This window comes from Hydrogenophaga sp. RWCD_12, assembly GCF_046604225.1.
Lineage (GTDB): Bacteria > Pseudomonadota > Gammaproteobacteria > Burkholderiales > Burkholderiaceae_C > Hydrogenophaga.
Genome location: NZ_JBKIXC010000001.1, coordinates 1,509,983 through 1,530,845, shown reverse-complemented (window position 1 = coordinate 1,530,845; position 20,863 = coordinate 1,509,983). Strand labels below are relative to the sequence as shown.

General features: G+C 60.5%; 21 protein-coding genes. 17 read left to right on the top strand and 4 right to left on the bottom strand.

The features are described from left to right. The first annotated feature begins 100 nt into the window (after positions 1 to 100). Positions 101 to 1,213, top strand: a complete 1,113-nt coding sequence (locus ACLIJ1_RS07015; RefSeq protein WP_411364754.1) for an NAD(P)/FAD-dependent oxidoreductase — start codon at positions 101 to 103, stop codon at positions 1,211 to 1,213. Here the strand turns inward: ACLIJ1_RS07015 and ACLIJ1_RS07010 are convergent, their stop codons facing one another. Continuing rightward, positions 1,214 to 2,293, bottom strand: a complete 1,080-nt coding sequence (locus ACLIJ1_RS07010) for a quinone-dependent dihydroorotate dehydrogenase (RefSeq protein WP_411364753.1) — start codon at positions 2,291 to 2,293, stop codon at positions 1,214 to 1,216. It abuts the gene before it with no gap. 40 nt (positions 2,294 to 2,333) lie between these two features. On the opposite strand from ACLIJ1_RS07010, the gene rpiA reads away from it, so the two are divergent. Then, the gene (gene rpiA / locus ACLIJ1_RS07005; protein WP_411364752.1) at positions 2,334 to 3,005 is read left to right on the top strand and encodes a ribose-5-phosphate isomerase RpiA; all 672 of its coding nucleotides are present in this window, start codon (positions 2,334 to 2,336) and stop codon (positions 3,003 to 3,005) included. Positions 3,006 to 3,044: 39 nt separating this feature from the next. On the opposite strand, the gene ACLIJ1_RS07000 is transcribed toward rpiA, so the two are convergent. The 3 genes from ACLIJ1_RS07000 to ACLIJ1_RS06990 form a co-directional block, all read right to left on the bottom strand. Beyond that, on the bottom strand, positions 3,045 to 3,737 hold the full coding sequence (locus ACLIJ1_RS07000) for a glutaredoxin family protein (RefSeq protein WP_411364751.1): 693 nt from the start codon (positions 3,735 to 3,737) through the stop codon (positions 3,045 to 3,047). Positions 3,738 to 3,768: 31 nt separating this feature from the next. Next, positions 3,769 to 5,850, bottom strand: coding sequence for a M3 family metallopeptidase (locus tag ACLIJ1_RS06995; protein WP_411364750.1), 2,082 nt, complete (start codon positions 5,848 to 5,850; stop codon positions 3,769 to 3,771). Between the two features lie 69 nt (positions 5,851 to 5,919). Beyond that, on the bottom strand, positions 5,920 to 6,390 hold the full coding sequence (locus tag ACLIJ1_RS06990) for a YhbY family RNA-binding protein (RefSeq protein WP_411364749.1): 471 nt from the start codon (positions 6,388 to 6,390) through the stop codon (positions 5,920 to 5,922). Positions 6,391 to 6,445: 55 nt separating this feature from the next. Here ACLIJ1_RS06990 and ACLIJ1_RS06985 point away from each other — a divergent pair, with 55 nt between their 5' ends. From ACLIJ1_RS06985 to ACLIJ1_RS06915, 15 genes are all read left to right on the top strand, one after another. Then, the gene (locus tag ACLIJ1_RS06985; RefSeq protein ID WP_411364748.1) at positions 6,446 to 7,111 is read left to right on the top strand and encodes an RlmE family RNA methyltransferase; all 666 of its coding nucleotides are present in this window, start codon (positions 6,446 to 6,448) and stop codon (positions 7,109 to 7,111) included. Between the two features lie 132 nt (positions 7,112 to 7,243). Further along, on the top strand, positions 7,244 to 9,160 hold the full coding sequence (ftsH, locus tag ACLIJ1_RS06980; protein WP_411364747.1) for an ATP-dependent zinc metalloprotease FtsH: 1,917 nt from the start codon (positions 7,244 to 7,246) through the stop codon (positions 9,158 to 9,160). Between the two features lie 62 nt (positions 9,161 to 9,222). Continuing rightward, positions 9,223 to 10,056 carry a dihydropteroate synthase gene (folP, locus tag ACLIJ1_RS06975; RefSeq protein ID WP_411364746.1) on the top strand — a complete coding sequence of 278 codons (834 nt, stop codon included), beginning with the start codon at positions 9,223 to 9,225 and terminating at the stop codon, positions 10,054 to 10,056. A gap of 178 nt (positions 10,057 to 10,234) precedes the next feature. Continuing rightward, a complete protein-coding gene (locus ACLIJ1_RS06970) occupies positions 10,235 to 11,266 on the top strand; it encodes a lytic transglycosylase domain-containing protein (RefSeq protein WP_411364745.1) in 1,032 nt (343 codons plus the stop codon). A gap of 23 nt (positions 11,267 to 11,289) precedes the next feature. Further along, the gene (locus ACLIJ1_RS06965) at positions 11,290 to 11,712 is read left to right on the top strand and encodes a TrbC/VirB2 family protein (RefSeq protein WP_411364744.1); all 423 of its coding nucleotides are present in this window, start codon (positions 11,290 to 11,292) and stop codon (positions 11,710 to 11,712) included. Positions 11,713 to 11,730: 18 nt separating this feature from the next. After that, the gene (locus tag ACLIJ1_RS06960; protein ID WP_411364743.1) at positions 11,731 to 12,051 is read left to right on the top strand and encodes a type IV secretion system protein VirB3; all 321 of its coding nucleotides are present in this window, start codon (positions 11,731 to 11,733) and stop codon (positions 12,049 to 12,051) included. Positions 12,052 to 12,075: 24 nt separating this feature from the next. After that, positions 12,076 to 14,550 carry a VirB4 family type IV secretion/conjugal transfer ATPase gene (locus ACLIJ1_RS06955; RefSeq protein ID WP_411364742.1) on the top strand — a complete coding sequence of 825 codons (2,475 nt, stop codon included), beginning with the start codon at positions 12,076 to 12,078 and terminating at the stop codon, positions 14,548 to 14,550. A gap of 11 nt (positions 14,551 to 14,561) precedes the next feature. Beyond that, positions 14,562 to 14,960, top strand: coding sequence for a hypothetical protein (locus tag ACLIJ1_RS06950; protein ID WP_411364741.1), 399 nt, complete (start codon positions 14,562 to 14,564; stop codon positions 14,958 to 14,960). A 10-nt stretch (positions 14,961 to 14,970) separates the two neighbouring features. Beyond that, positions 14,971 to 15,453, top strand: a complete 483-nt coding sequence (locus ACLIJ1_RS06945; RefSeq protein ID WP_411364740.1) for a hypothetical protein — start codon at positions 14,971 to 14,973, stop codon at positions 15,451 to 15,453. Positions 15,454 to 15,478: 25 nt separating this feature from the next. Continuing rightward, complete coding sequence (locus tag ACLIJ1_RS06940; protein ID WP_411364739.1) at positions 15,479 to 16,408, top strand: hypothetical protein; 930 nt, start codon at positions 15,479 to 15,481, stop codon at positions 16,406 to 16,408. 67 nt (positions 16,409 to 16,475) lie between these two features. Further along, on the top strand, positions 16,476 to 16,847 hold the full coding sequence (locus ACLIJ1_RS06935) for a hypothetical protein (protein WP_411364738.1): 372 nt from the start codon (positions 16,476 to 16,478) through the stop codon (positions 16,845 to 16,847). 1 nt (position 16,848) lies between these two features. After that, positions 16,849 to 17,571 carry a hypothetical protein gene (locus ACLIJ1_RS06930; RefSeq protein WP_411364737.1) on the top strand — a complete coding sequence of 241 codons (723 nt, stop codon included), beginning with the start codon at positions 16,849 to 16,851 and terminating at the stop codon, positions 17,569 to 17,571. A 14-nt stretch (positions 17,572 to 17,585) separates the two neighbouring features. Further along, the gene (locus ACLIJ1_RS06925) at positions 17,586 to 19,379 is read left to right on the top strand and encodes a type IV secretion system protein (RefSeq protein ID WP_411364736.1); all 1,794 of its coding nucleotides are present in this window, start codon (positions 17,586 to 17,588) and stop codon (positions 19,377 to 19,379) included. Positions 19,380 to 19,500: 121 nt separating this feature from the next. Continuing rightward, on the top strand, positions 19,501 to 19,881 hold the full coding sequence (locus ACLIJ1_RS06920; RefSeq protein WP_411364735.1) for a TcpQ domain-containing protein: 381 nt from the start codon (positions 19,501 to 19,503) through the stop codon (positions 19,879 to 19,881). 46 nt (positions 19,882 to 19,927) lie between these two features. Next, complete coding sequence (locus tag ACLIJ1_RS06915) at positions 19,928 to 20,833, top strand: virB8 family protein (protein ID WP_411364734.1); 906 nt, start codon at positions 19,928 to 19,930, stop codon at positions 20,831 to 20,833. Positions 20,834 to 20,863 lie beyond the last annotated feature (30 nt).

The following is a 20,863-nucleotide window of genomic DNA, read 5'->3' as shown; positions in this document are numbered from 1 at the left end:
CTTCTACTACCAGTGAGCACGGGCCAAAGCCCAGCCGAAGCCCCAGGCAAAAGCCTGGGGCTTTTTTTTGACCGACACTCGGACGGCGCAGGAGGCTGTCATGGACAAGGTGGATGTGGTGGTGATCGGTGCGGGTGTCGTCGGGCTGGCGGCCGCCCGCGCGCTGGCGTTGGCAGGGCGGGAGGTTCTGGTGCTGGAGCGCGAAGCCGGTATCGGCATGGGCACCAGTTCGCGCAACAGCGAGGTGATTCACGCCGGCATCTACTACCCGACGGGTTCGCTCAAGGCGCAGCTGTGCGTGCGGGGGCGCGGCCTGCTGTATGAATATTGCATCGAACGTGGCATCGCCCATCGGCGTTGCGGCAAGCTGATCGTGGCCCACACGCCGTCGCAGGTGGCCGGCCTGCAGGGCATCGCGGACAAGGCGCGTGCCAACGGTGTGGGCAACCTCGCGCTGATGATGGCGGACGAGGCCGTGGCGCTGGAGCCGCAGCTGCGGTGTTCAGCCGCCTTGCTGTCCCCCTCGACCGGTATCGTCGACAGCCATGGGCTGATGTTGGCACTGCAGGGCGACCTGGAGAATGCCGGTGGCATGGTGGTTTGCCACAGCGCGGTCGAGGCCATCGGTGTTTCGGTCGACGGGTTCCTGGTCCGGACGGCCGACGGCACCGAGCTGCTGGCCACCACGCTGGTCAACGCTGCCGGTCTGCACGCCTGTGACCTCGCGAGTCGCGTCGAGAGGCTAGGGTCTGCCCATGTTCCCCGGCCCTGGTACGCCAAGGGCAACTACTTCACGCTGTCCAGTGGTCGCTCCCCGTTCCAGCACCTGATCTATCCCGCGCCGGAGCCCGACAAGCACATGGCCGGCCTGGGTGTGCACCTCACCATCGACCTGGGCGGGCAGGCCAAGTTCGGCCCCGACGTGCAGTGGACCGACCGGCCCGACGATCTGGAGGTCAACGCCGCACGAGGCGATGGTTTTTACGCCGAGGTGCGCAAGTACTGGCCCGCGCTGCCCGACGGCGCCTTGCAACCAGGTTATGCCGGGATACGGCCCAAGATCAGCGGACCGGACGCGGCGGGGGCCGACTTCCGCATCGATGGGCCGGCGGTGCACGGCGTGTCGGGCCTGGTGAACCTGTTCGGCATCGAGTCACCCGGCCTCACCAGTTGCCTGGCCATTGGCGAGCAGGTGGTCGCTCGGCTGGGCTGATCAGCGTGACGCCTTGATCGCCTGTGCAGCTTCGCGCACGAGGGCCGAACCCTTGTAGATCAAGCCGGTGTAGATCTGCACCACGTCGGCGCCCGCGGCAATCTTGCTCACCGCGTCGGCACCGCTGAGGATGCCGCCCACGCCAATGATCGGGAAGCTTTTTCCCAGCGCCTTGCGCAACTGGCTGATCACGCGGTTGCTGGCTTCGAGCACCGGTGCGCCGGACAGGCCACCGGTTTCTTCGGCGTGGGGCAGGCCTTTGACGGCATCGCGGCTGAGCGTGGTGTTGGTCGCGATCACGCCCAGCAGGTTGGTCGCCTGGCCGTTGGCACCGGCGCCGTGGCGCAGCAGCGTGGCGGCGATGACCTGGATCTGGTCGTCGTCGAGGTCGGGTGCGATCTTCAGGAACACCGGTGACTGTTTGCCGTGGCGCTGTGCCAGTTCTTCGCGCCGCGCCATCACCGCGCCCAGCAGGGCGTCGAGCGCTTCGTCGCTCTGCAGGCTGCGCAGGTTCTTGGTGTTGGGGCTGGAGATATTGACCGTCACGTAGTCGGCGTGCGGGTACACACCGTCCAGGCAGGTCAGGTAATCGTCGGTGGCCTGTTCGATCGGGGTGGCGGCGTTCTTGCCGATGTTCAGGCCCAGCAGCATCGGGCTGTTGCCGTTCTTGCTGCGAAAGCGGGCCTCCTGGACGTTCGCCAGGAAGGCGTCCAGCCCTTCGTTGTTGAAGCCCAGCCGGTTGATCAGTGCGTTGCGCTCAGGAACGCGGAACATGCGCGGCTTCGGGTTGCCCGGTTGCCCCTTGGGCGTGACCGTGCCGACCTCGACAAAGCCGAACCCCATGGCGGCCAGGCCATCGATGCAGCGCGCATTCTTGTCAAGACCGGCTGCCAGTCCCACCCGGTTCGGGAAACGCAGGCCGGCCAGTGTGACCGGATCGTCCACCCGCGTTTCGCTCCACAGACAAGTCAGCGGCGAGTGCTGGAAGCGGGCGAGTTTGTCGAGCGTCAATTCGTGTGCGGTTTCAGGGTCGAGACCGAATAGAAACGGACGGGCGAGCGCGTAGGGCAGGAGTGACATCGGATAATCAACAGATTCGCGTAAACCCTGATTGTCTCAAATGACCCAAGACGAACTCAAAGCCCTGGTCGGACAGGCCGCCCTGCAGTACGTGACGCCCGGAGAAGTGGTCGGCGTAGGCACCGGCTCCACCGTCAACAAGTTCATCGATGCGCTGGCCGCGATGAAGGACCGCATTCCCGGTGCCGTTTCCAGCTCGGAGGCGTCGACCGCCCGTCTCAAAGCACTTGGCATTCCGGTGCTGGACCCGGCCGAGGTCGCGGAACTGTCGGTGTACATCGACGGTGCCGACGAGATCGACGCCAAGGGGTACATGGTCAAGGGCGGCGGCGCAGCGCTGACGCGCGAGAAGATCGTGGCAGTCATGTCCAAGCGCTTCGTCTGCATTGCCGACGAATCCAAGATGGTGTCGGTGCTCGGCGCGTTTCCGCTGCCGGTCGAAGTGATTCCCATGGCCGCGTCACGCCTGGCGCGCCAGTTTGCGGCGCTGGGTGGCACCGCCAAACTGCGCATCAAAGACGGTCAGCCCCTGGTGACCGACAACGGGCAGCACATCCTGGACGTCACCGGGCTGAAGATCAGCGACCCGCTCGCGTTCGAAAGCGAAGTCAACCAGTGGCCGGGCGTGGTGACGGTGGGCGTGTTTGCCCATCAGAAGGCCAGCGTCTGCCTGCTGGGCACCCCGGGCGGGGTGCGCACGCTGACGTTCTGAGACAGGTCAGGGTGGCGGCGGCCTCGCGGCCGCCCTTCCTCAGAAGCGGATGCCGCCGGGAGTCGTGACCGGCGGGGTCACCGGGACTTCTGCCGGAGCGTCTGCGTCGGCAGGCTTCGGCGCCTTTCTGGACGGGGTGGCAGCCGCCGCAGTGTCGACCGGCTTGGCTTCCACTAGCGGCGACGGAGCAGGGCGGCGGTAAGTCGCCGACAACGCCGATTTTTTCGGGTAGCCGGCCGCGTCCAGGTACTGGGTCCACTCGACTTCCGAATAGCCCTTGATCTGCTGGCTGCCGATGGAGAGCATGGGCAACGACGTTGTGCCGCTCAGGCGCTTGAGGGCCGCAGCATCGTCGTTGGTGTTGACCGTTTTCTCTGTGTACGGGACGCCTCGGCCGTTGAGGTAGTTGCGCCCGGTGTCGCAGGGTGCGCAGTCCTTGCCCGCATAAAACACCACCGGATAGCGGCCCATCGCCTGCTTGAGCTCGGGGGGCATGTAGCCGGCAGCCGCTGCCGCACTGGTCGACGGACCACCCACCACCGGCTTGGCCGCTGCATTGTTCTGGTTGTTGGCCGGCGGCGGCTGGTCAGAGTAGCTGACCTTGCCATCGGGTCCGACGATGCGGTAGACGCCCTGGGCCTGGGACAAGGTGGAGACCACCGCTCCCAGCATCATTGCGAGGGTCATCAGGGCCTTGATATTGGCCGGACGGTGACCAGAGACTGGTTTCATGCGTTTTCCTTCTCAACGATGGTGACGGAGCTCAGGCCATGCCCTGGTGGCGCAGCAGGGCGTCGATGCCCGGCTCGCGGCCACGGAAGGCCTTGAACGATTCCATGGCGGGACGGCTGCCGCCCGCTTCGAGTATCGCCTCACGGTAGCGGCGCCCGGTGCGCACGTCCAGCGTGTTGTGACCACCGGCGTGAGCGGCTTCCTCGAAGGCGGCATATGCGTCGGCCGACAGTACCTCGGCCCATTTGTAGCTGTAGTAGCCGGCCGAGTAACCACCGGCAAAAATGTGGCTGAAGGTGTTGGCCGTGCGGCTGTACGCGGGCGGCAGGAGCACCGCCACCTCGGCGCGCACCTGCTCCAGCAGCGACAGGATGTCCTTTTCGCTGGCCACGGGGCCAGCCTGGCTGTGCAGCAGCATGTCGAAGAGCGAGAACTCCACCTGGCGCAGGGTCTGCAAGCCGCTCTGGAAGTTCTTGGCCGCCAGCATCTTGTCGAACAGTTCGCGCGGCAGCGGTGCACCGGTATCCACGTGGGCGGTCATGTGTTTGAGCACGTCCCATTCCCAGCAGAAGTTCTCCATGAACTGGCTGGGCAACTCGACCGCGTCCCACTCGACGCCGCTGATGCCCGAGACATCGCGCTCGTTCACCTGCGTGAGCATGTGGTGCAGCCCGTGGCCGAACTCGTGGAACAGCGTGATCACGTCGTCGTGCGTCAGCAGCGGCGGCTGCTTCACGCCGTTGACCTCGATGCCTTCCGCGAAATTGCAGACCAGGTGCGCGACCGGTGTCTGCAGCGCGCCGTTGTCGGGACGCAGCCAGCGCGCACGGACGTCGTCCATCCATGCGCCGCCACGCTTGCCGTTGCGCGCCGCCGGGTCGAGGTAGAACTGGCCGACCAGCTCTGTGCCGGCGGATGTGCGTCGCTCGATGCGGTAGAACTCGACCAATGGGTGCCAGACCGGCGCTCCGTCTCGGCGGATCGACACTTCGAACAGGGTTTCGATGATCTGGAACAGGCCAGCCAGCACTTTGGGCGCGGTGAAGTAGGGCTTGATTTCCTGGTCACTGAAGGCGTATCGCGCTTCCTTGAGCTTCTCGCCGATGTAGGGCCAGTCCCAGGGCTGGGGATCGAAGTTGCCCAGCTCCTTGGCGGCGAAGGCGCGCAGGTCCGCCACGTCCTGCTCGGCATAGGGACGGGCACGCACGGCGAGGTCCCGCAAAAAAGCAGTGACCTGTTCCGGCGACTGGGCCATCTTGGGCACCAGGGACACGTCGGCAAAATGGCGGTATCCCAGCAGCTGAGCTTCTTCGTGGCGCAGCGCCAGCAGCTCGGTCATGATGGCCGCGTTGTCGAAGCGGGTGGCATCGCCCTCGGCCTGGTCGCTGGCGCGGGTGACGTAGGCGCGGTACAGCTTCTCGCGCAGCACACTGCTGTGGGCGAACTGCATCACCGGCAGGTAACAGGGCATCTTGAGGGTCAGCTTGTGACCCTCCTTGCCGTCGGCCTGTGCGGCAGCGGAGGTCGCCTGCAGCACGTCGGCCGGCACGCCAGCCAATTCATCCGGCGTCACGTAGAGGCTGAATGCGTCGGTGGCGTCCAGGGCGTTCTCGCTGAATTTCTGGGCCAGTTCGGCCTGCCGCTCCTGCAACCAGGCAAAACGCTGCTTGGCGTCTCCCTGCAGCTCGGCCCCACCCAGAACGAAGCCGCGCATGGCATTGCGGTGCGCCTGGGCCTGCTCGGCGTTCAGGGCGCTGACGTCCATGGACTTGTACTTGGCATACAGGCGTTCGTCCGAGCCCAGCCGCGTCCAGAACTCGGTCACGCGGGGCAGTGCCTCGTTGTAGGCGGCACGCAGTTCGGGCGTGTCGGCCACGCTGCTGAGGTGGCTCACGGCACCCCAGGCGCGCGACAGGCGCTCCGTCGCCACATCCAGGCGGGCCGAGATGGCCGTCCAGTCGGCGGGAAATGCGGCAACAGTGACCGCCTCCAGAGCGGCATCCGCTTCCCGCAGCAACGCGTCGACGGCGGGAGCCACTTGGCCTGGCGCGATGGCGTCGAATCTGGGAAGGCTGGAGAAATCGAGCAGGGGGTTGGCGGCGGTGCTGTTCATGCAGGCTCAGTAGGGGCGCGAAGCAAAAAAATCAATGATGGATCGGCGCGGGCCAGCCTTCCGATGGGATCAGCGGGCGCTCTTCTTGACGCTCTTCTTGAGCACCTTGGCGCGTTTGACCTGACCGCCGGAGGTCAGGCGCTGGTTGCCCAGAACACGAACGACCTTGACTTCCGGCTTCTGGCCGCCGCGCTTGCTGAACTTGAGCACCTTGACATCGCGCGGACCGGGCATGCGTTCCTCGTCGACGGCCTTGACCTTCTCCGGAATCGGGCGCCAGAGCACCAGAAGCTTGCCGATGTGCTGGATCGGCGCGGCATTCAGTTCTTCAGACAGGGTCTGGAGCATGGCTTCGCGCGCGGTGCGGTCGTCGCTGAAAACGCGGATCTTGATGAGGCCATGTGCCTTGAGGGCAGCGTCGGCTTCCTTCTTGACGGCGGCGGTGAGTCCATCGCCGCCAACGAGGACGACGGGATCAAGGTGGTGCGCTTCGGCGCGGTGCACCTTGCGCTGTGCGGGCGTGAGTTGGATCTGGGGCATGGGACAATTATCGTTTACACAGCGGTCTCGCGCCGCCAGCGGATTCCCCATGGGCATGAAAGTCAAGACTCAGAGCAAGAAGGTCAACAAGGCGTGGCTGAACCAGCACGTCAACGACCCGTACGTAAAGCTCGCCCAGAAGGATGGCTACCGCGCCCGGGCCGCCTACAAGCTCAAGGAAATCGATGAGACGCTGGGGCTGATTCGCCCGGGTCACGTGGTGGTTGACCTCGGCTCGGCCCCTGGCGCATGGAGCCAGTACGTGCGCCGGCGCCTGAGTCCCTCGGGGGCGGCCGTGGGCGAACTCAACGGGCAGATCATCGCGCTGGACCTGTTGGCCATGGAGCCCGTGGAGGGTGTGCACTTCATCCTGGGCGACTTCCGTGAGGCGGAGGTACTGGCCGAGCTAGAGCGGGTGCTGTTGGAGCGGGGCGTGCAAAAGGTGGATGTGGTGGTGTCGGACATGGCGCCCAACCTGTCAGGCATTGGATCGGCGGACGCCGCGCGCATTGAAGACCTGGTGGGGCTGGCGGTGGATTTCAGCCGCCTGCACATGAAGGCCGATGGAGCGCTGGTCGCGAAGCTGTTTCACGGTGGCGCCTACGACCCGATGGTTGCGTTGTTCCGCAAGACCTTCAAGGTGGTCAAACCGTTCAAACCCAAGGCCTCGCGCGACAAGTCGTCCGAGACTTTTCTGGTCGGGTTGGGGCTCAAAAACTGACCTCTCGCAGGTTTGCACCGGAAAAACTAACCATTTCATCGACATAGCCTCGCCAAAAGTCAAGTCTGGCGTGGCTTGAAAGTCCTAAAATGGCCTCAACATGCCAGTATCAGTTTTAGTCAGGAGCCGTCCTTGAACAACCAGTGGTTCTCGAAAATCGCCGTGTGGATGGTGATCGCCATGGTGCTTTTCACCGTGTTCAAGCAATTCGATGGCCGAGCCACGGCCGGTGCCGGCTATGTCGGTTACTCCGAATTCCTTGATCAGGTCAAAGCGCAGCAGATCAAGACCGCCACCATCCAGGAAGGCCCGGGTGGCACCGAGATCGTCGCAGTCACACATGACGACCGCCGCATCCGCACCACCGCGACCTATCTCGACCGCGGTCTGGTGGGCGACCTGATCAACAACAACGTCAAGTTCGACGTCAAGCCGCGCGAAGAGGGCTCCCTGCTCATGACCCTGCTTGTCAGCTGGGGGCCCATGCTGCTGCTGATTGGTGTGTGGATCTATTTCATGCGCCAGATGCAGGGCGGTGGCAAAGGCGGCGCCTTCAGCTTCGGCAAGAGCAAGGCCCGCATGCTCGACGAGAACAACAACACCGTGACCTTTGCCGACGTCGCCGGTTGTGACGAGGCGAAGGAAGAGGTCAAGGAAGTCGTGGACTTCCTCAAGGATCCCGCCAAGTTTCAAAAGTTGGGTGGCCGCATTCCGCGCGGTCTGCTGCTGGTCGGCCCTCCGGGTACCGGCAAGACACTGCTGGCCAAGGGCATTGCCGGTGAAGCCAAGGTGCCGTTCTTCAGCATTTCGGGTTCCGACTTTGTCGAAATGTTCGTCGGCGTGGGCGCGGCCCGCGTGCGAGACATGTTCGAGAACGCCAAGAAGAACGCTCCCTGCATCATCTTCATCGATGAGATCGACGCCGTCGGCCGCCAGCGTGGTGCTGGCCTGGGTGGTGGCAACGACGAACGCGAGCAGACCCTCAACCAGATGCTGGTCGAGATGGACGGTTTCGAGACCAACCTGGGCGTGATCGTGGTGGCCGCCACCAACCGCCCGGACATCCTGGACGCCGCCTTGCTGCGTCCGGGCCGCTTCGACCGCCAGGTGTATGTGACGCTGCCCGACATCCGCGGCCGCGAGCAGATCCTGAACGTGCACATGCGCAAGGTGCCCCTGGGCACCGATGTGAACGCCAGCGTGATCGCCCGTGGCACGCCCGGCATGAGCGGTGCCGACTTGGCCAACCTGTGCAACGAAGCAGCCCTGATGGCAGCCCGTCGCAATGCACGTGTGGTCGAGATGCAGGACTTCGAGAAAGCCAAGGACAAGATCTTCATGGGCCCCGAGCGCAAGAGCATGGTGATGCCAGAGGAAGAGCGCAGGAATACCGCCTACCACGAGGCTGGCCATGCGCTGATCGGCAAGCTGTTGCCCAAGTGCGACCCGGTGCACAAAGTCACAATCATCCCGCGTGGCCGTGCGCTGGGTGTGACCATGAGCCTGCCGGTGCAGGACCGCTACAGCCAGGACAAGGAGTTCATGCTCAACCAGATCGCCATGCTGTTTGGCGGGCGGATCGCGGAAGAGGTGTTCATGCACCAGATGACCACCGGTGCCAGCAACGATTTCGAGCGCGCGACGCACATTGCCCGCGACATGGTGATGCGTTACGGCATGAGCGAAGCCTTGGGCACCATGGTCTACGCCGAGAACGAAGGTGAAGTGTTCCTGGGTCGTTCGGTGACAAAAACCACCAACATCTCCGAGCAGACCATGCAGAAGGTCGACGCCGAAGTGCGCCGCATACTGGATGAGCAGTATGGGCTGGCACGGCAGCTGATCGAAGAGCACAGCGACAAGATGCACGCCATGGCGACCGCGCTGCTGGAATGGGAAACCATCGATGCAGACCAGATCGACGACATCATGGCTGGCAAGCCCCCGCGTCCGCCCAAGGACTGGACGCCTCGCAATCCTTCGGTGGGTGGCGGCGGTAGCGGTGGTACACCTGCGGTCAACACCGACACGGCGCCGACTGCGGCCTGACCGACGTCTCACTCATCTTCACGGGGCCCCTGCGGCCCCGTTTTCATTGCACGACCAAAACCATGCGCTGGACCACTTCCCGATTCGACATTGACCTAAGCCAAGCAAAGGTCATGGCCATCATCAACGTCACGCCAGACTCTTTCTCCGACGGTGGCCAGTTTGACAGCATGGCGGCCGCGTTGCGCCAGTGCGAGCTGGTGATCGAGGAAGGAGCGGACATCCTCGACATCGGCGGCGAGTCCACACGCCCGGGCAGTCCGGCTGTCCCGCTGGAACTGGAGCTGGAACGGGTACTGCCGGTGGTGCGAGAAGCCGTGAAGCTGAACGTGCCGGTCTCCGTCGATACCTATAAGCCGGAGGTGATGCGGGCGGTGCTGGACCTGGGTGCTGATATCGTCAACGACATCTGGGCGCTGCGGCGAGGTGACGCGATGCAGGTTGTGGCTGGTCACCCAAGTTGTGGCGTCTGCCTGATGCACATGCATCGGGATCCGCAGACCATGCAGGTGGCGCCGATGGATGGTGACGTGGTGACACCCGTCAAAGGCTTTCTCGCTGAACGCGCCCAACTGCTGGAAGCCATGGGAGTGGCCCGAGAACGCATCGCTCTCGATCCGGGAATCGGATTTGGCAAGACCGTGCAACAGAACTTCAGCCTGCTGAGACGGCAGGCAGAGCTGGGCAGGTTGCCGTATCCATGGTTGGTGGGCTGGTCCCGCAAGTCGTCCCTAGGGGCGGTGACGGGACGGGAGAGGCCGGCGGATCGGGTTTCTGCGAGCGTGGCTGCCGCCCTGCTCGCGGTTGAAAGGGGCGCCAAAGTGGTGCGTGCTCACGACGTGAGGGAGACGGTGGACGCGCTGACGGTATGCCGTTCGGTAAGCGAATGTTCATAGCCATACGATGAGTTACATGTAGTCACAACAAAGTTCGTATCCCCTGGATGTGGCCTGAAACGAACTAGTACCCAAGTTACAATGACCGCCTGCCCAAAAACATTCAGGAGGATGCGGCAGCAGGTCAGGCGCAAACGCGAGACAGCGTGGCGTGACTTGCACGCCCGACGCAGCCGTCATGCTGGACTGTCCGGATCTCGCGGTACCCAAGGAGGTGATGCAACACGTCGTGCACGTGGAGTCATCGCGCAACCCGTTCGCCATCGGCGTGGTGGGTGGGTATCTGGCACGCCAACCCCGAAACCTTGAAGAAGCGCTGGCGTCTGTGCGCCAGCTCAAGGAAGAGGGTTACAACTTCTCCGTCGGCATTTCCCAGGTCAACCGCTACAACTTGGCGAAATACGGCCTGCATACCTACGCCGAAGCCTTCGAGATCTGCCCAAACCTGAAGGCTGGCTCGCGCATCCTGAGAGAGTGTTACGACCGCGCCCAGGATTGGGGCAAAGCGTTCAGCTGCTACTACTCGGGCAATTTTGTGACCGGCTTCGAGCAGGGCTACGTCCAGAAGATCTTTGCATCGATTCGCAAGTCGCAGGCTGAGCAGTCCGCACCGGAAGCGATTCGTGTGATTCCGTACGGCAACGGACAGCGTAGGCCGGGACGTGATGATGGTCTTCCGTTGGGAGGAGGGGCTGGCGAAGCTGTGGCTACCAGGCCTGCAGCCGCCTACCCAGAGCCAGCCTCCGTACGAAAAACGCTGGTAGCGACTTCGGTTGCGAACATGGATACGGCGGAAGCCCGACCTGCCATTCCAGCGCCAGGTCTAGGAGCTGTGATGCCTCCTTCGGTTGTAGCAACCAAACCCAAAGGTCTGGATTTGAGTCAGATTCCTACCCAGGTGGTGGGGGTCAATGGCGACCCCTACCAGACGAAAGTGTTGCGTGCTCCGGGGGGCACGTCCACCGAAGCGAATTTGACGCTTCCGATGGTCCCTCAGACAGCTTTGCTACCGCCGCGGCGGAATATAGAGGCATTGCCTTCGCGACTTGGTTTGCGAACCGGGAATGTGGCAATGAAAGGCGGGGTCATCGTTCAAAGTTCTGAGGCTTCGGCGGCATCCGGGCCTGCGAAACCCGTCCCTGTTTCGTCGGGGGAGGGACCCTCGGGCAATAAGTCTGTTTCAACTGGCGATCAATCTTTTGTTTTCTAATCTATTTCGATCTGGAGGTTCTAATGGTTCTGCGTGATAGTTTTCGTATCTCTGAGCGTTCTGCTGCTTTGCTAGTCACAGTTCTTGTTTTGGGGTTTCTTGTATTCGCGAGCCCAGACGTTTTTGCTGGAGAAGATACCTTTAAAGATGCATGTACAAAGGTCTCTGGATTCTTCAAGAATTTTGAAGCCATTTTGAAGGCTGCCTCGATATCGATCGTGACCATTGCCGTCGTTTTTGCTGGCTATCAGATTGCTTTTGCCCACAAGCGGCTAACTGACGTGGCACCGCTGCTTATCGGCGGACTTTTGATTGGTGGTGCGTCTGCCTTGGCGAGCTGGTTCATGAGTGGCTGGACTACTGGCGAAGATGATTGTGGGACTGACCACTCGAAGACGTCTTCAATCAAATATGTACCTACGCCGATGGATACCTTGCGTGTATAAATTCGCTTGGTAGACTGCATGCAAAAGGATGTTTTATTTAGGGGATGTACCCGGCCGCCCATGATTCTGGGGGTGCCATATGTTCCTTTCTTAATTGGTGCTGGAACGCCCTTGCTTATGGCAATGTATTTCTCTTTGTGGTTTCTTTTGGCAATACCATTCAGTATTCTGATGATGCGAGCAATGGCCAAGAAGGATGAAATGATTTTTCGGCTAATAGGTTTAAATCTAGTCTTTCGCTTCCTGCCCAGAAATGTGAATGAGAGGGGCGGGGCTTGGACGTTTGGTCCTGCCGGAGGTGGCTCCGTGCCCCGGAAAGTCATGCGCCCTTATTCCTGATTTGCCTATCAGCCATCGTCTGCCATGTCTTTTTTCTCTCCTGACGCTGACTACAGTAACTTCATCCCGTTCAGTACCCACGTGGACACCCATGTGGTGAAGTCTCGGGAAGGTGATTACATGATCACCTGGCTGCTGAGTGGGTTTCCGTTCGTGGGGCGTGAAGACTGGGAACTGGAGCATCGGCACAAGGCGTTCAACAATCTCTTGCAGAGCCTGCGCGCACCAGATTTCGAAAACGTTGCCTTTTGGGCGCATGACATCCGGCGCCGCCGGCCGATCAAGGCGGAGGCGCGGTATCCGCACAGCTTCAGCCAGGAATTACACGACAAATACATCGAACGCTTGTCGGGCAAGCGTCTGATGCAGAACGAGCTGTACCTGACCATGATTTACCGCCCGGTGGTCAGCGGCAAGAAATTCGCTGCGATCTCTCGGGATATTGAGGTGTTGCGCAAGGAAGAAAAGGCATATCTCGAGAAGATCTACGAACTGGTCGGCAACGTGGAAGCGCTGCTGCAGGACTATTCACCTTACCGGTTGGGCCTGTACGAGAGCGTGCACAAGCAGGTGTTCTCGGAAAACCTGGAGTTCTTTGGCTACCTGATCAACCACGTGGACGAGCCGGCTCCCGTGCTACCGGCGCCGATCTACAACTATCTGCCGACGAGCAAGCACATGTTCTCGACCGGCAGTGGTGACTTTGCGATCCGCACGGCCAACGGTGAGAACTTCTATGGCGCGATCCTGAACATCAAGGAGTACGCAGACAGCTCCTGGCCGGGCATTCTCAACGGCCTAAAGTACCTGGAGTTCGAGTACATCGTCACGCACTCCTTCACGCCCATGAGCCGCTACGACTCGATGAAGGCGCTGGAGCGGACCAAGGGCGCGATGCTGTCGTCGGAAGACAAGGCGGTCAGCCAGATCGTCGAACTTGATTTCGCCATGGACCAACTGGCTTCGGGCAACTTCGTGCTGGGGCAGTACCACTTCAATATGGCGATCTTCGCCAGCAGCCAGGACGAGCTGTACAGCCACATTGCACAGGCGCGTGCGCAGCTGTCCGGCGCCAGCTTCGTGACGGTCAAGGAGGACGTGGCGATTCCTGCGGCGTTCTATGCGCAGCTACCTTGCAACTGGCGCTTCCGTCCACGCATCGCGAACCTGAGTTCGCTCAACTTTCTCGGCCTGAGCCCGCTGCACAACTTCGCGACCGGCAAGCCCAACTTCAATCCCTGGGGCCCGTCGGTCAGCATCCTGCAGACGCTGAACAATCAGGCTTACCACTTCAACTTCCACGCCACCAAGCCGCACGAGTACTCGCTGGGCGAGAAGGCCATTGCCAACACCATGGTGATCGGCAAGTCGGGTACCGGCAAGACCGCACTGATCAACTTCCTGCTGGCGCAGGTGCAGAAGATCGAGCCCGAGCCAACAATCTTCTTTTTCGATAAGGACCGCGGCGCCGAGATCTTCATCCGCGCTTGTGGCGGTCGCTACTTCACCCTGGAGAAGGGAAAGCCCACGGGTTTCAACCCGCTGCAGTGCGAGAACACGCCGGACAACGAACAGTTTCTGGTCGAGCTGATCCAGACGCTGTGTGGCAAAGAGAAGTACTCGGCCTCCGAGCAGGAAGACATGCTCAGGGCGGTGCGTGCGATTCTCGACACGCCAATGCATCTGCGGACCATGACCAACCTGCAGAAGAGCCTGCCCAACATGGGTGAAAACAGCCTCTTCGAATGCATCTCGGTCTGGTGCAAGGGAGGCACGGCGGCCTGGGTGTTCGACAACCCCAAGGACAATATCGACTTCTCGGGCTCCAACATCATCGGCTTCGATTACACCGAGGTGATCGAAGACTCGAAGACCCGCGAGCCGATCATCCAGTACCTGTTGCACCGCATGGAAGGCCTGATTGATGGCCGGCCGTTCATCTACGTGATGGACGAGTTCTGGAAGGTGCTTGAAGGCAAGGGCGGCCTGAAGGACTTCGCAAAGAACAAGCAGAAGACCATCCGGAAACAGAACGGTCTGGGCATCTTTGCGACCCAGTCGCCACAGGACGCGCTCAACAGCGACATCTCGGCCGCACTGATCGAACAGACCGCCACGCTGATCCTTTTGCCCAACCCGAACGCCGACCCGAAGGACTATCTGGAAGGTCTCAAGCTCACCCGTGCCGAGTTTGAACTGGTTGTGGGTCTGGACGAACGCAGCCGGTGTTTCCTCGTCAAGCAGGGGCACAACGCTGTGCTCTGCCAGCTCAACCTCAACGGCATGGACGATGAGCTGGCCGTGCTGTCAGGGTCCAGCGACAACGTCGAAATCCTCACAGCCTTGCTGGCCGAGCATCCAACGCCGGATCTGCCGGACACCTGGCTTCCCGAGTTTCATGCTCGGCGAAAGGGCATGCGGACCCAGCGCAAGTCGCTCATGGCAAACAGCAACGAATACCTGCGGCATGCGCCAACGGCTGAGGCTGAAACGAACTGAAGGAAGTGGTAATGGCAGTTAAGGTCAACTGGAAGACCGGTCTTGCAATTGTTGCGCTGGCAGTTTCATTGCCATGGCCTGCGTTTGCCTCGAAATGCGGTGGCGTGGCCCAGGGCAAGAGCACCGGCGGCGCCTATTTCAGCAACGGGGTTCCATATGAGCAGGATGTGTTCTCGTTCTGTGCGATCGGTGTGCCGGCCCATTGCTGGGCACCCACTGGACCGGGCACCTGGACACAGACTTGCCAGTATCTCAACACCAAATGGATTCCCAAATTTGAAGAGGTCTGCGTGCACGGGAAACAGATGGGCATGTGGAAAGGCAAAGGGGGGCGCCAGCCGCTGAGCACCAAAGGTGATCCCAATGGTTCCGATGGGATGAGCGACTGCGAACACGGCGACGACTTCTGATGGTGATCTCGTGACCCAGTACCGCAAGCCCATGACAAATCGATTCGCCTGCAAGTTGCTGGCTGCCGGTTCACTCTGCCTTGGATTGGGGGGCGTGATGGCCGCGCCCGAAAAGAGCATTGCCGAGACGGGATACCCACCCGTGCTTCACGGCGTCTGGTTTGACCGGACGGCAGAAGGCCGATCGGCCTGCAAGCTGTACCGACGCCATGCCGACGGGAAGAAGCTGGGTAATGCCACGGTGATCTCGGCCACCAGATGGACCGAGGTCTCCGAGGGCGAGTCCAGCTATTCATCTACCGTCAAGGTCGAGAAAGCCGGGGTCAACCGCTGGCACTTTGTCGAACACTTTCATCTGAACGAGGCCAATGAATTCACCGAGACGCAAACTGAAGTGCGTCTTCCCGCGCGTGGAGTCATGAAGCAGACCTTCCAGTTCACAGACAACGGGGTTGTCCGGAAGTCGACCCGTGTCCTCTTTAAGTGCGTCTGAACGTCGCGAGCAAAGGGAGAGCCACATGCCAGGAAAACGCTACGGAATCTACGAAAGTGTGGGAAACACGCGCGAGCCCGTGGCCGAGTACGACGACCTGAGCAACCACCATCCCAGCAAGCACTTCAAGGAAAAGGGCCGCGTCTACGAAACCGTCGATGGCCACAAGGAAGAGGTCGTGCACCGCGATGGGTACACCCTGGTTTCCAAGGACTTCGTGCTGTTCGATCCGACGGGAGTGAAAAATCTGGGACAGGTGTCGGCCGCGACCAAGCAGGTGCCGGTTCCTTCTCCATTCGCTGGTGTGGTGGAGGTCGATCAGCGCCAAGCCCTGGTGATCATTCGGGATCCAAAGACGCAGGAGCCTTTGGCCCAGATTCGACACATGGACGCCATCCAGCTCAAAACCGGCGACACCGTGGCGTACGGCCAGGCGCTGGGCACGCAGAGCAATCAGAAAACCGGGGCGGTTCACACCCACATGGATGTGAATGCTCGGTACATCGGGCAACTCGATCAGTACCTGAAAGACATCAGTTCCGGAGCGATCACCACAGAGGGTTATTTGCCGGCCCAGGCTCGGAACCCAGCGACACCGACCCAATTGACCACATCCCAGCGATTCGAGGATCAGTTGGGCGAGCGGCTGAGGCAATGCGGTTTGAATGATCAACAGATCGAGACCATGTCCGCCGCGGCGGCCAAGGAGGCGGCCCTCCATGCGGATCAAGGCGAAGTCAGCCGGTTTCTGTTGAGCAAGGACGCCAACAGTGTGGCGATGCACCAGGAGCATCCGCCTTTGCGCGAATTCAGGGTGGCCGATGCGCTGGATCAGAGCGCGCAGGCGCATTGGCAGAAGGCTGCTGCCCGGGAGGCTGCACTTTGTGGACCAAGCTCGGCAGTTGCGTCTCAGGTCTCGCCGATTCCGCACTCTCCGAGGCCACCAGCATTCTGACCGCTGCCTGAATTCTCGCTTTCACCCATTCGGTCACCCATACATTCATTCATAAGGAGCGAATTCAATGAGATCCAACCTGAGCAACAGCTTTCCCGCCATGCCACGTCGCACAGCGATGCGTTTGGTCGCCAGCGGGGCGATGGGGCTGGCTTTGGCGGCTTGTGGCGGAGGTGGGGGGGATGGTTCGTCGGGAGATGTGCAAGCACTCAGAAGTGCGTATGCCAATTTGCGAAATGGCATGACAGTGGCAGATGTTGAAGCGTTGGTTGGATTTCCGGCCAACAGTTGGAGAACCACTGTTGATCTACGATGGATTGTTGATGGTGTTACGCTTTATGTTGGTTTTACATCGACAGGAAGTCCGAGAATTATCACCGATGCGAAATTGACCGAGGCTGATGGCGTGAATAGTAAACAACGATCATTTGATTACTGATATGAAGACGGCGAATATATTTTTCGTAATTCTTTCGCTGGCATCTCTTCCAGTTTATGCTCAATGGGCGGTTTATGATGATGAGGTTTACAAGCAACTGGCTGCAGTCAATAAAATAAAGCCTTTGACCGGAGTAACAAGTGATAAGCCGTATGAACACTACGACAGTAGTCGCGACGATACGGGCGATATTAAGATGGGTAGCGGGGATGGTCGTGCAATTCTAAAAGGGCTGCAGACCAAGTTTGAAGACGCTGATGCTTTGCCAGAACTGACGCCTGAAGAGAAAAAGAAATATGTAGGCACAGAGGCTGACTGCGGTCAAAAAGAGATTAACCCTAAGCACTATGAAGCTTGTATTGGTTTGCGGAATCTTCGGCTGCAAACTTTGGTGCAAAGTCACGCTATGCTCAAGAATTTGGCATTGCGTCGTGAGCAGATCGTGACCTTGATCAAGAAAACTCGTGATTGGGTTTCTGATGATGACCAAAAGCTCGGGCAACTTCAGCGCGCCATGTTCGAAATTCAAGGCCAACAAGCCCTGATGCAGGCAGACGCCTTGCAGATCAAGATCCTGATGGACGGTTACCACCAACGCGAGGCCATGTACATGACGCAGCAGGCGGAAGCCCGCAAGGCCATGCTGAGTCAGGCGCAGGCCAATCGCAATCCGCGTCCGCCGAAATTCTTGCATTTTTCGATGCCTGGTCCAGTCAATAAATAGCTTGTTTACCGCTTATGGCAACCTTGCTTGATGAACCTACCTGTGCAGGACTGCACCTGGCCGACTTTCTCGGCCAGATGGTGGTCGTGCCTGGTTTCTCCGAGGCGCTTGAGAATTCGGGAGTATTTCCGGCGCGCTATCTCAACGCGTTGTCGGATGCGGCCTTCTATTGCGATATTCGGAAATATGTTCTCTACGAAACGCTGACCAATAAGTGGATGTGGTTTGTGGTGAACAACCTGTCGATTGTGGTGTTGTCCATGTCGACGGCGTTTGTGACGCTCTGGATTGTGACGACAGGTCTGAAGGTCATGTTTCGCACCAACAAGGAGCCGGTGCTGGACCTCATGTTTCGTGGGGCCAAGATTGCCCTGGTGTTGTCGCTGGTGACCGGCATGCTCGGTAAGTCCGACACCATCATTCACACGGTGCTGGGAATCCAGGAGTCCATCACCACCATCGTCACCGGTTCTGACCTGTCGGTGGATCAGCTGATCGACATGAATGTGGGGGTGACGCAGGTCGTCAACATGGTTTCCGAGGATGTCACGAACACCACCATCGACCAGGCCAACAAGTCGGGTGGCAGTTCCGTGATCATGAGCATGCTTGGGGGGGCTGGGCCTGCAGTGTTGACTTCTGTGCTGGTGCTTCTGTCGCAGGTGGCGGTCGTGTTGGCGTTGATGCTGGCGCCTTTGTTTGTTTTCTTCCTTCTGTTCCAGCAGACCAGCGCATTGTTCTGGAGTTGGGCCAAATTCTTGCTGGGCACCTTCATTACGCTGTGTTTTGTGGGCATCGTTTCGACGATCGCCATGCAGGCAACCCTGAGTTACGGCATGACGATCATGGTGTCGTATGTGCTGAACTCGGTGGCCGATGCAGGCATTGCGGATAACGCAACAGCAGTTCAGACCGGGTTGGGCGTGATCGCCGAAGTGTTGATAGGGTTGTTGACCAACGGTGGTAACCGGGTGGACATGGGAGGGGCAACCATGCGTCTGGCCATGATGGGCGGTTTGTTTGCGACCTTGATTGTGGCGGTGCCCCCGGTGATCATGCAGCTGTTCAATACCTCACTTGGATTTGCACAGAACGTGATGGGCTCCATTGGGGTGCGTCCACTGCAACCTGCTTCTGCTGGTGGAGGTGCTGGTGCTGCATCCGGCGGCGGTGGAGGCACGGAGCATTTTCGTGTCGGCGCAGCAACGGGCGCGTTGCCTGGCTATGCGCCGATGCAGAAGCTCGCGGCGGGCGGGCACGAATCCGGGCCTGCGGGTGGGATGGCTCAGTCCAACGTTCAACAGGCGATCACCCGGGCAAACACTATGGGCGCCAGTGGCGGGGATGCTGCCGCCGCCATGCAAGGTGGTGGTGGCACGTTCGCGGGAGCAAAGGGCTTGGCGAATCAGGAAAACGCCAGCGTGAAGCAGATCCGGGCCCAGCAGGCGAGTGAAGCGTTTCGGGTGGGCAGCAACATGCCGGCTTCCAGCGCTGATGCAAGCAAAGTGGCTGCGATCCCCACAGAGCTTGGCGGGACCAAGTGGCAAACGAATGGCACGAATGTGACGGACGCCGTGATCAAGAGCGATTCCAAGTTGGGGACCGGTGGTCACCTTGTCATCGGAGATCACACTGGTTCCGTGGGCGGAGCCCAAGCGTTGGGGAGTGGGGCGGCCAATGCTGGTTCATCTGGTTCTGCATCTGCGGGCGGCAATAGCCACATGGCGCTTCCCGCATCTTCCGGAGATAAGGCCTTGCGTTTCGCGCGTCCAGGGCTTCCTTCGCGGATACCCAAGGCACCTCAGTGACAGGTTGTTTCATTCCTCAGTTGTTGTCGAATTCTTGTGGTCCTTTCTCTGATCTAGGTTTTTCTGTATGCATATGTCTCCAAAGAACTACTTCGTCTCCTCTAGTGCCTGGAGCGTTGCCTTGTGCACGGGCATGCTGTTGCTCCTCCAAGCGTGCGCAGCACCGAAAGCCACAGACATTTCCGACAACTGGAAGCCGGTGAATTCGCTGGCGTCCAAGCCGCAGGAAATTCCGCTGAAGGAAGAGGCTGAGCTACCCAAGTTCCAGATGTTGCCGACCGATGCAACCCTCCGGCACATGCTGGAGCGATGGGCCAAGGAGAATGGCGGGGCGCTCGACTGGCAGTACCCGAGCGACCTGACCTTGGTGACCGGTCTGGACAGCATCAAGGACAGCAACTTGCAGCGCGCACTGAACTCGGTGCGCAAGACCTATGCGGCGCAGAAGCTGCGCATCCAGGTGTCGGCGAACAAGACCATGCTCGTCACGAAGATGCCCTGAGCGTTCACCAAAGTCGACGAACCCTACTCAAGACCACAAGGGATTTATGGCGTTGTTCAAGCGCGAGGTCTCCGAGGCCTCGCAAGAGATCCTCAAGAAGTCGATGGACTTCGAGTCGAACGTGATTTCGATGGTCAAGCGCAGCGAGCGCCGCGCATGGATCGTGGCGATCTGCGCACTGGTGCTGTCGCTGATGATGGGCGGCGCGATCGCCTATATGTTGCCGCTCAAGGAGAAAGTGCCTTACCTGGTGACGGTGGACCTCAAGCGCAGCACCAGCACGATTTCGCCGTTGCGGGACAACATCGCCGCAACGGGGATCTACGCCAGCGAAGCGCTCAACCGAAGCCATGTGGCGCGCTTCGTGCAAGCCCGCGAAGGTTACGACTACGACACGATCAACGAGTACGACTGGGAGTACGTGGCGTCGATGTCGAACGACCAGGTCAAGGGCCTGTTCGTCAAGCAGTTCGACGGCACTCCCAACAGCCCCGAGAAGAAATGGGGTCGCAACAACGCCATCCGGGTGAAGGTCAACAGCATCGTGTTCAACGGCCTGGACGAAGAACGCGGCGCGATCCCGACCGGCGCCACGGTGCGCTTCGAGAAGTGGCGTTTCGACAAGACGACCGGCAAGAGCGACTACCTGAGCAGCCACGTCGCCACGGTCCGGTACGAATACAAGACCAACCTGAAGATGAGCGACAACCTGCGGTTGCGCAATCCGCTGGGCTTTCAAGTCACCGCCTTCCGGGTGGATGACGAATTCAACGCGCCGGTTTTCAAGGCAACCAACAAGGACGTGGGCGTGCCGCTGCTGAACGAAGAAGAGGGCGTGACGCACCGTGGAGCTGATGCGCCAGCCAATGCAGCGCCAGCAACGTCGGCCGCGGCACCCAGCCAGCCGGCCAGTTTGCCGGGTGCGCCCGCCACCCCCCACCAAGGCCAATGACCCGGTGACCCCATGAACAATCGATTGAGC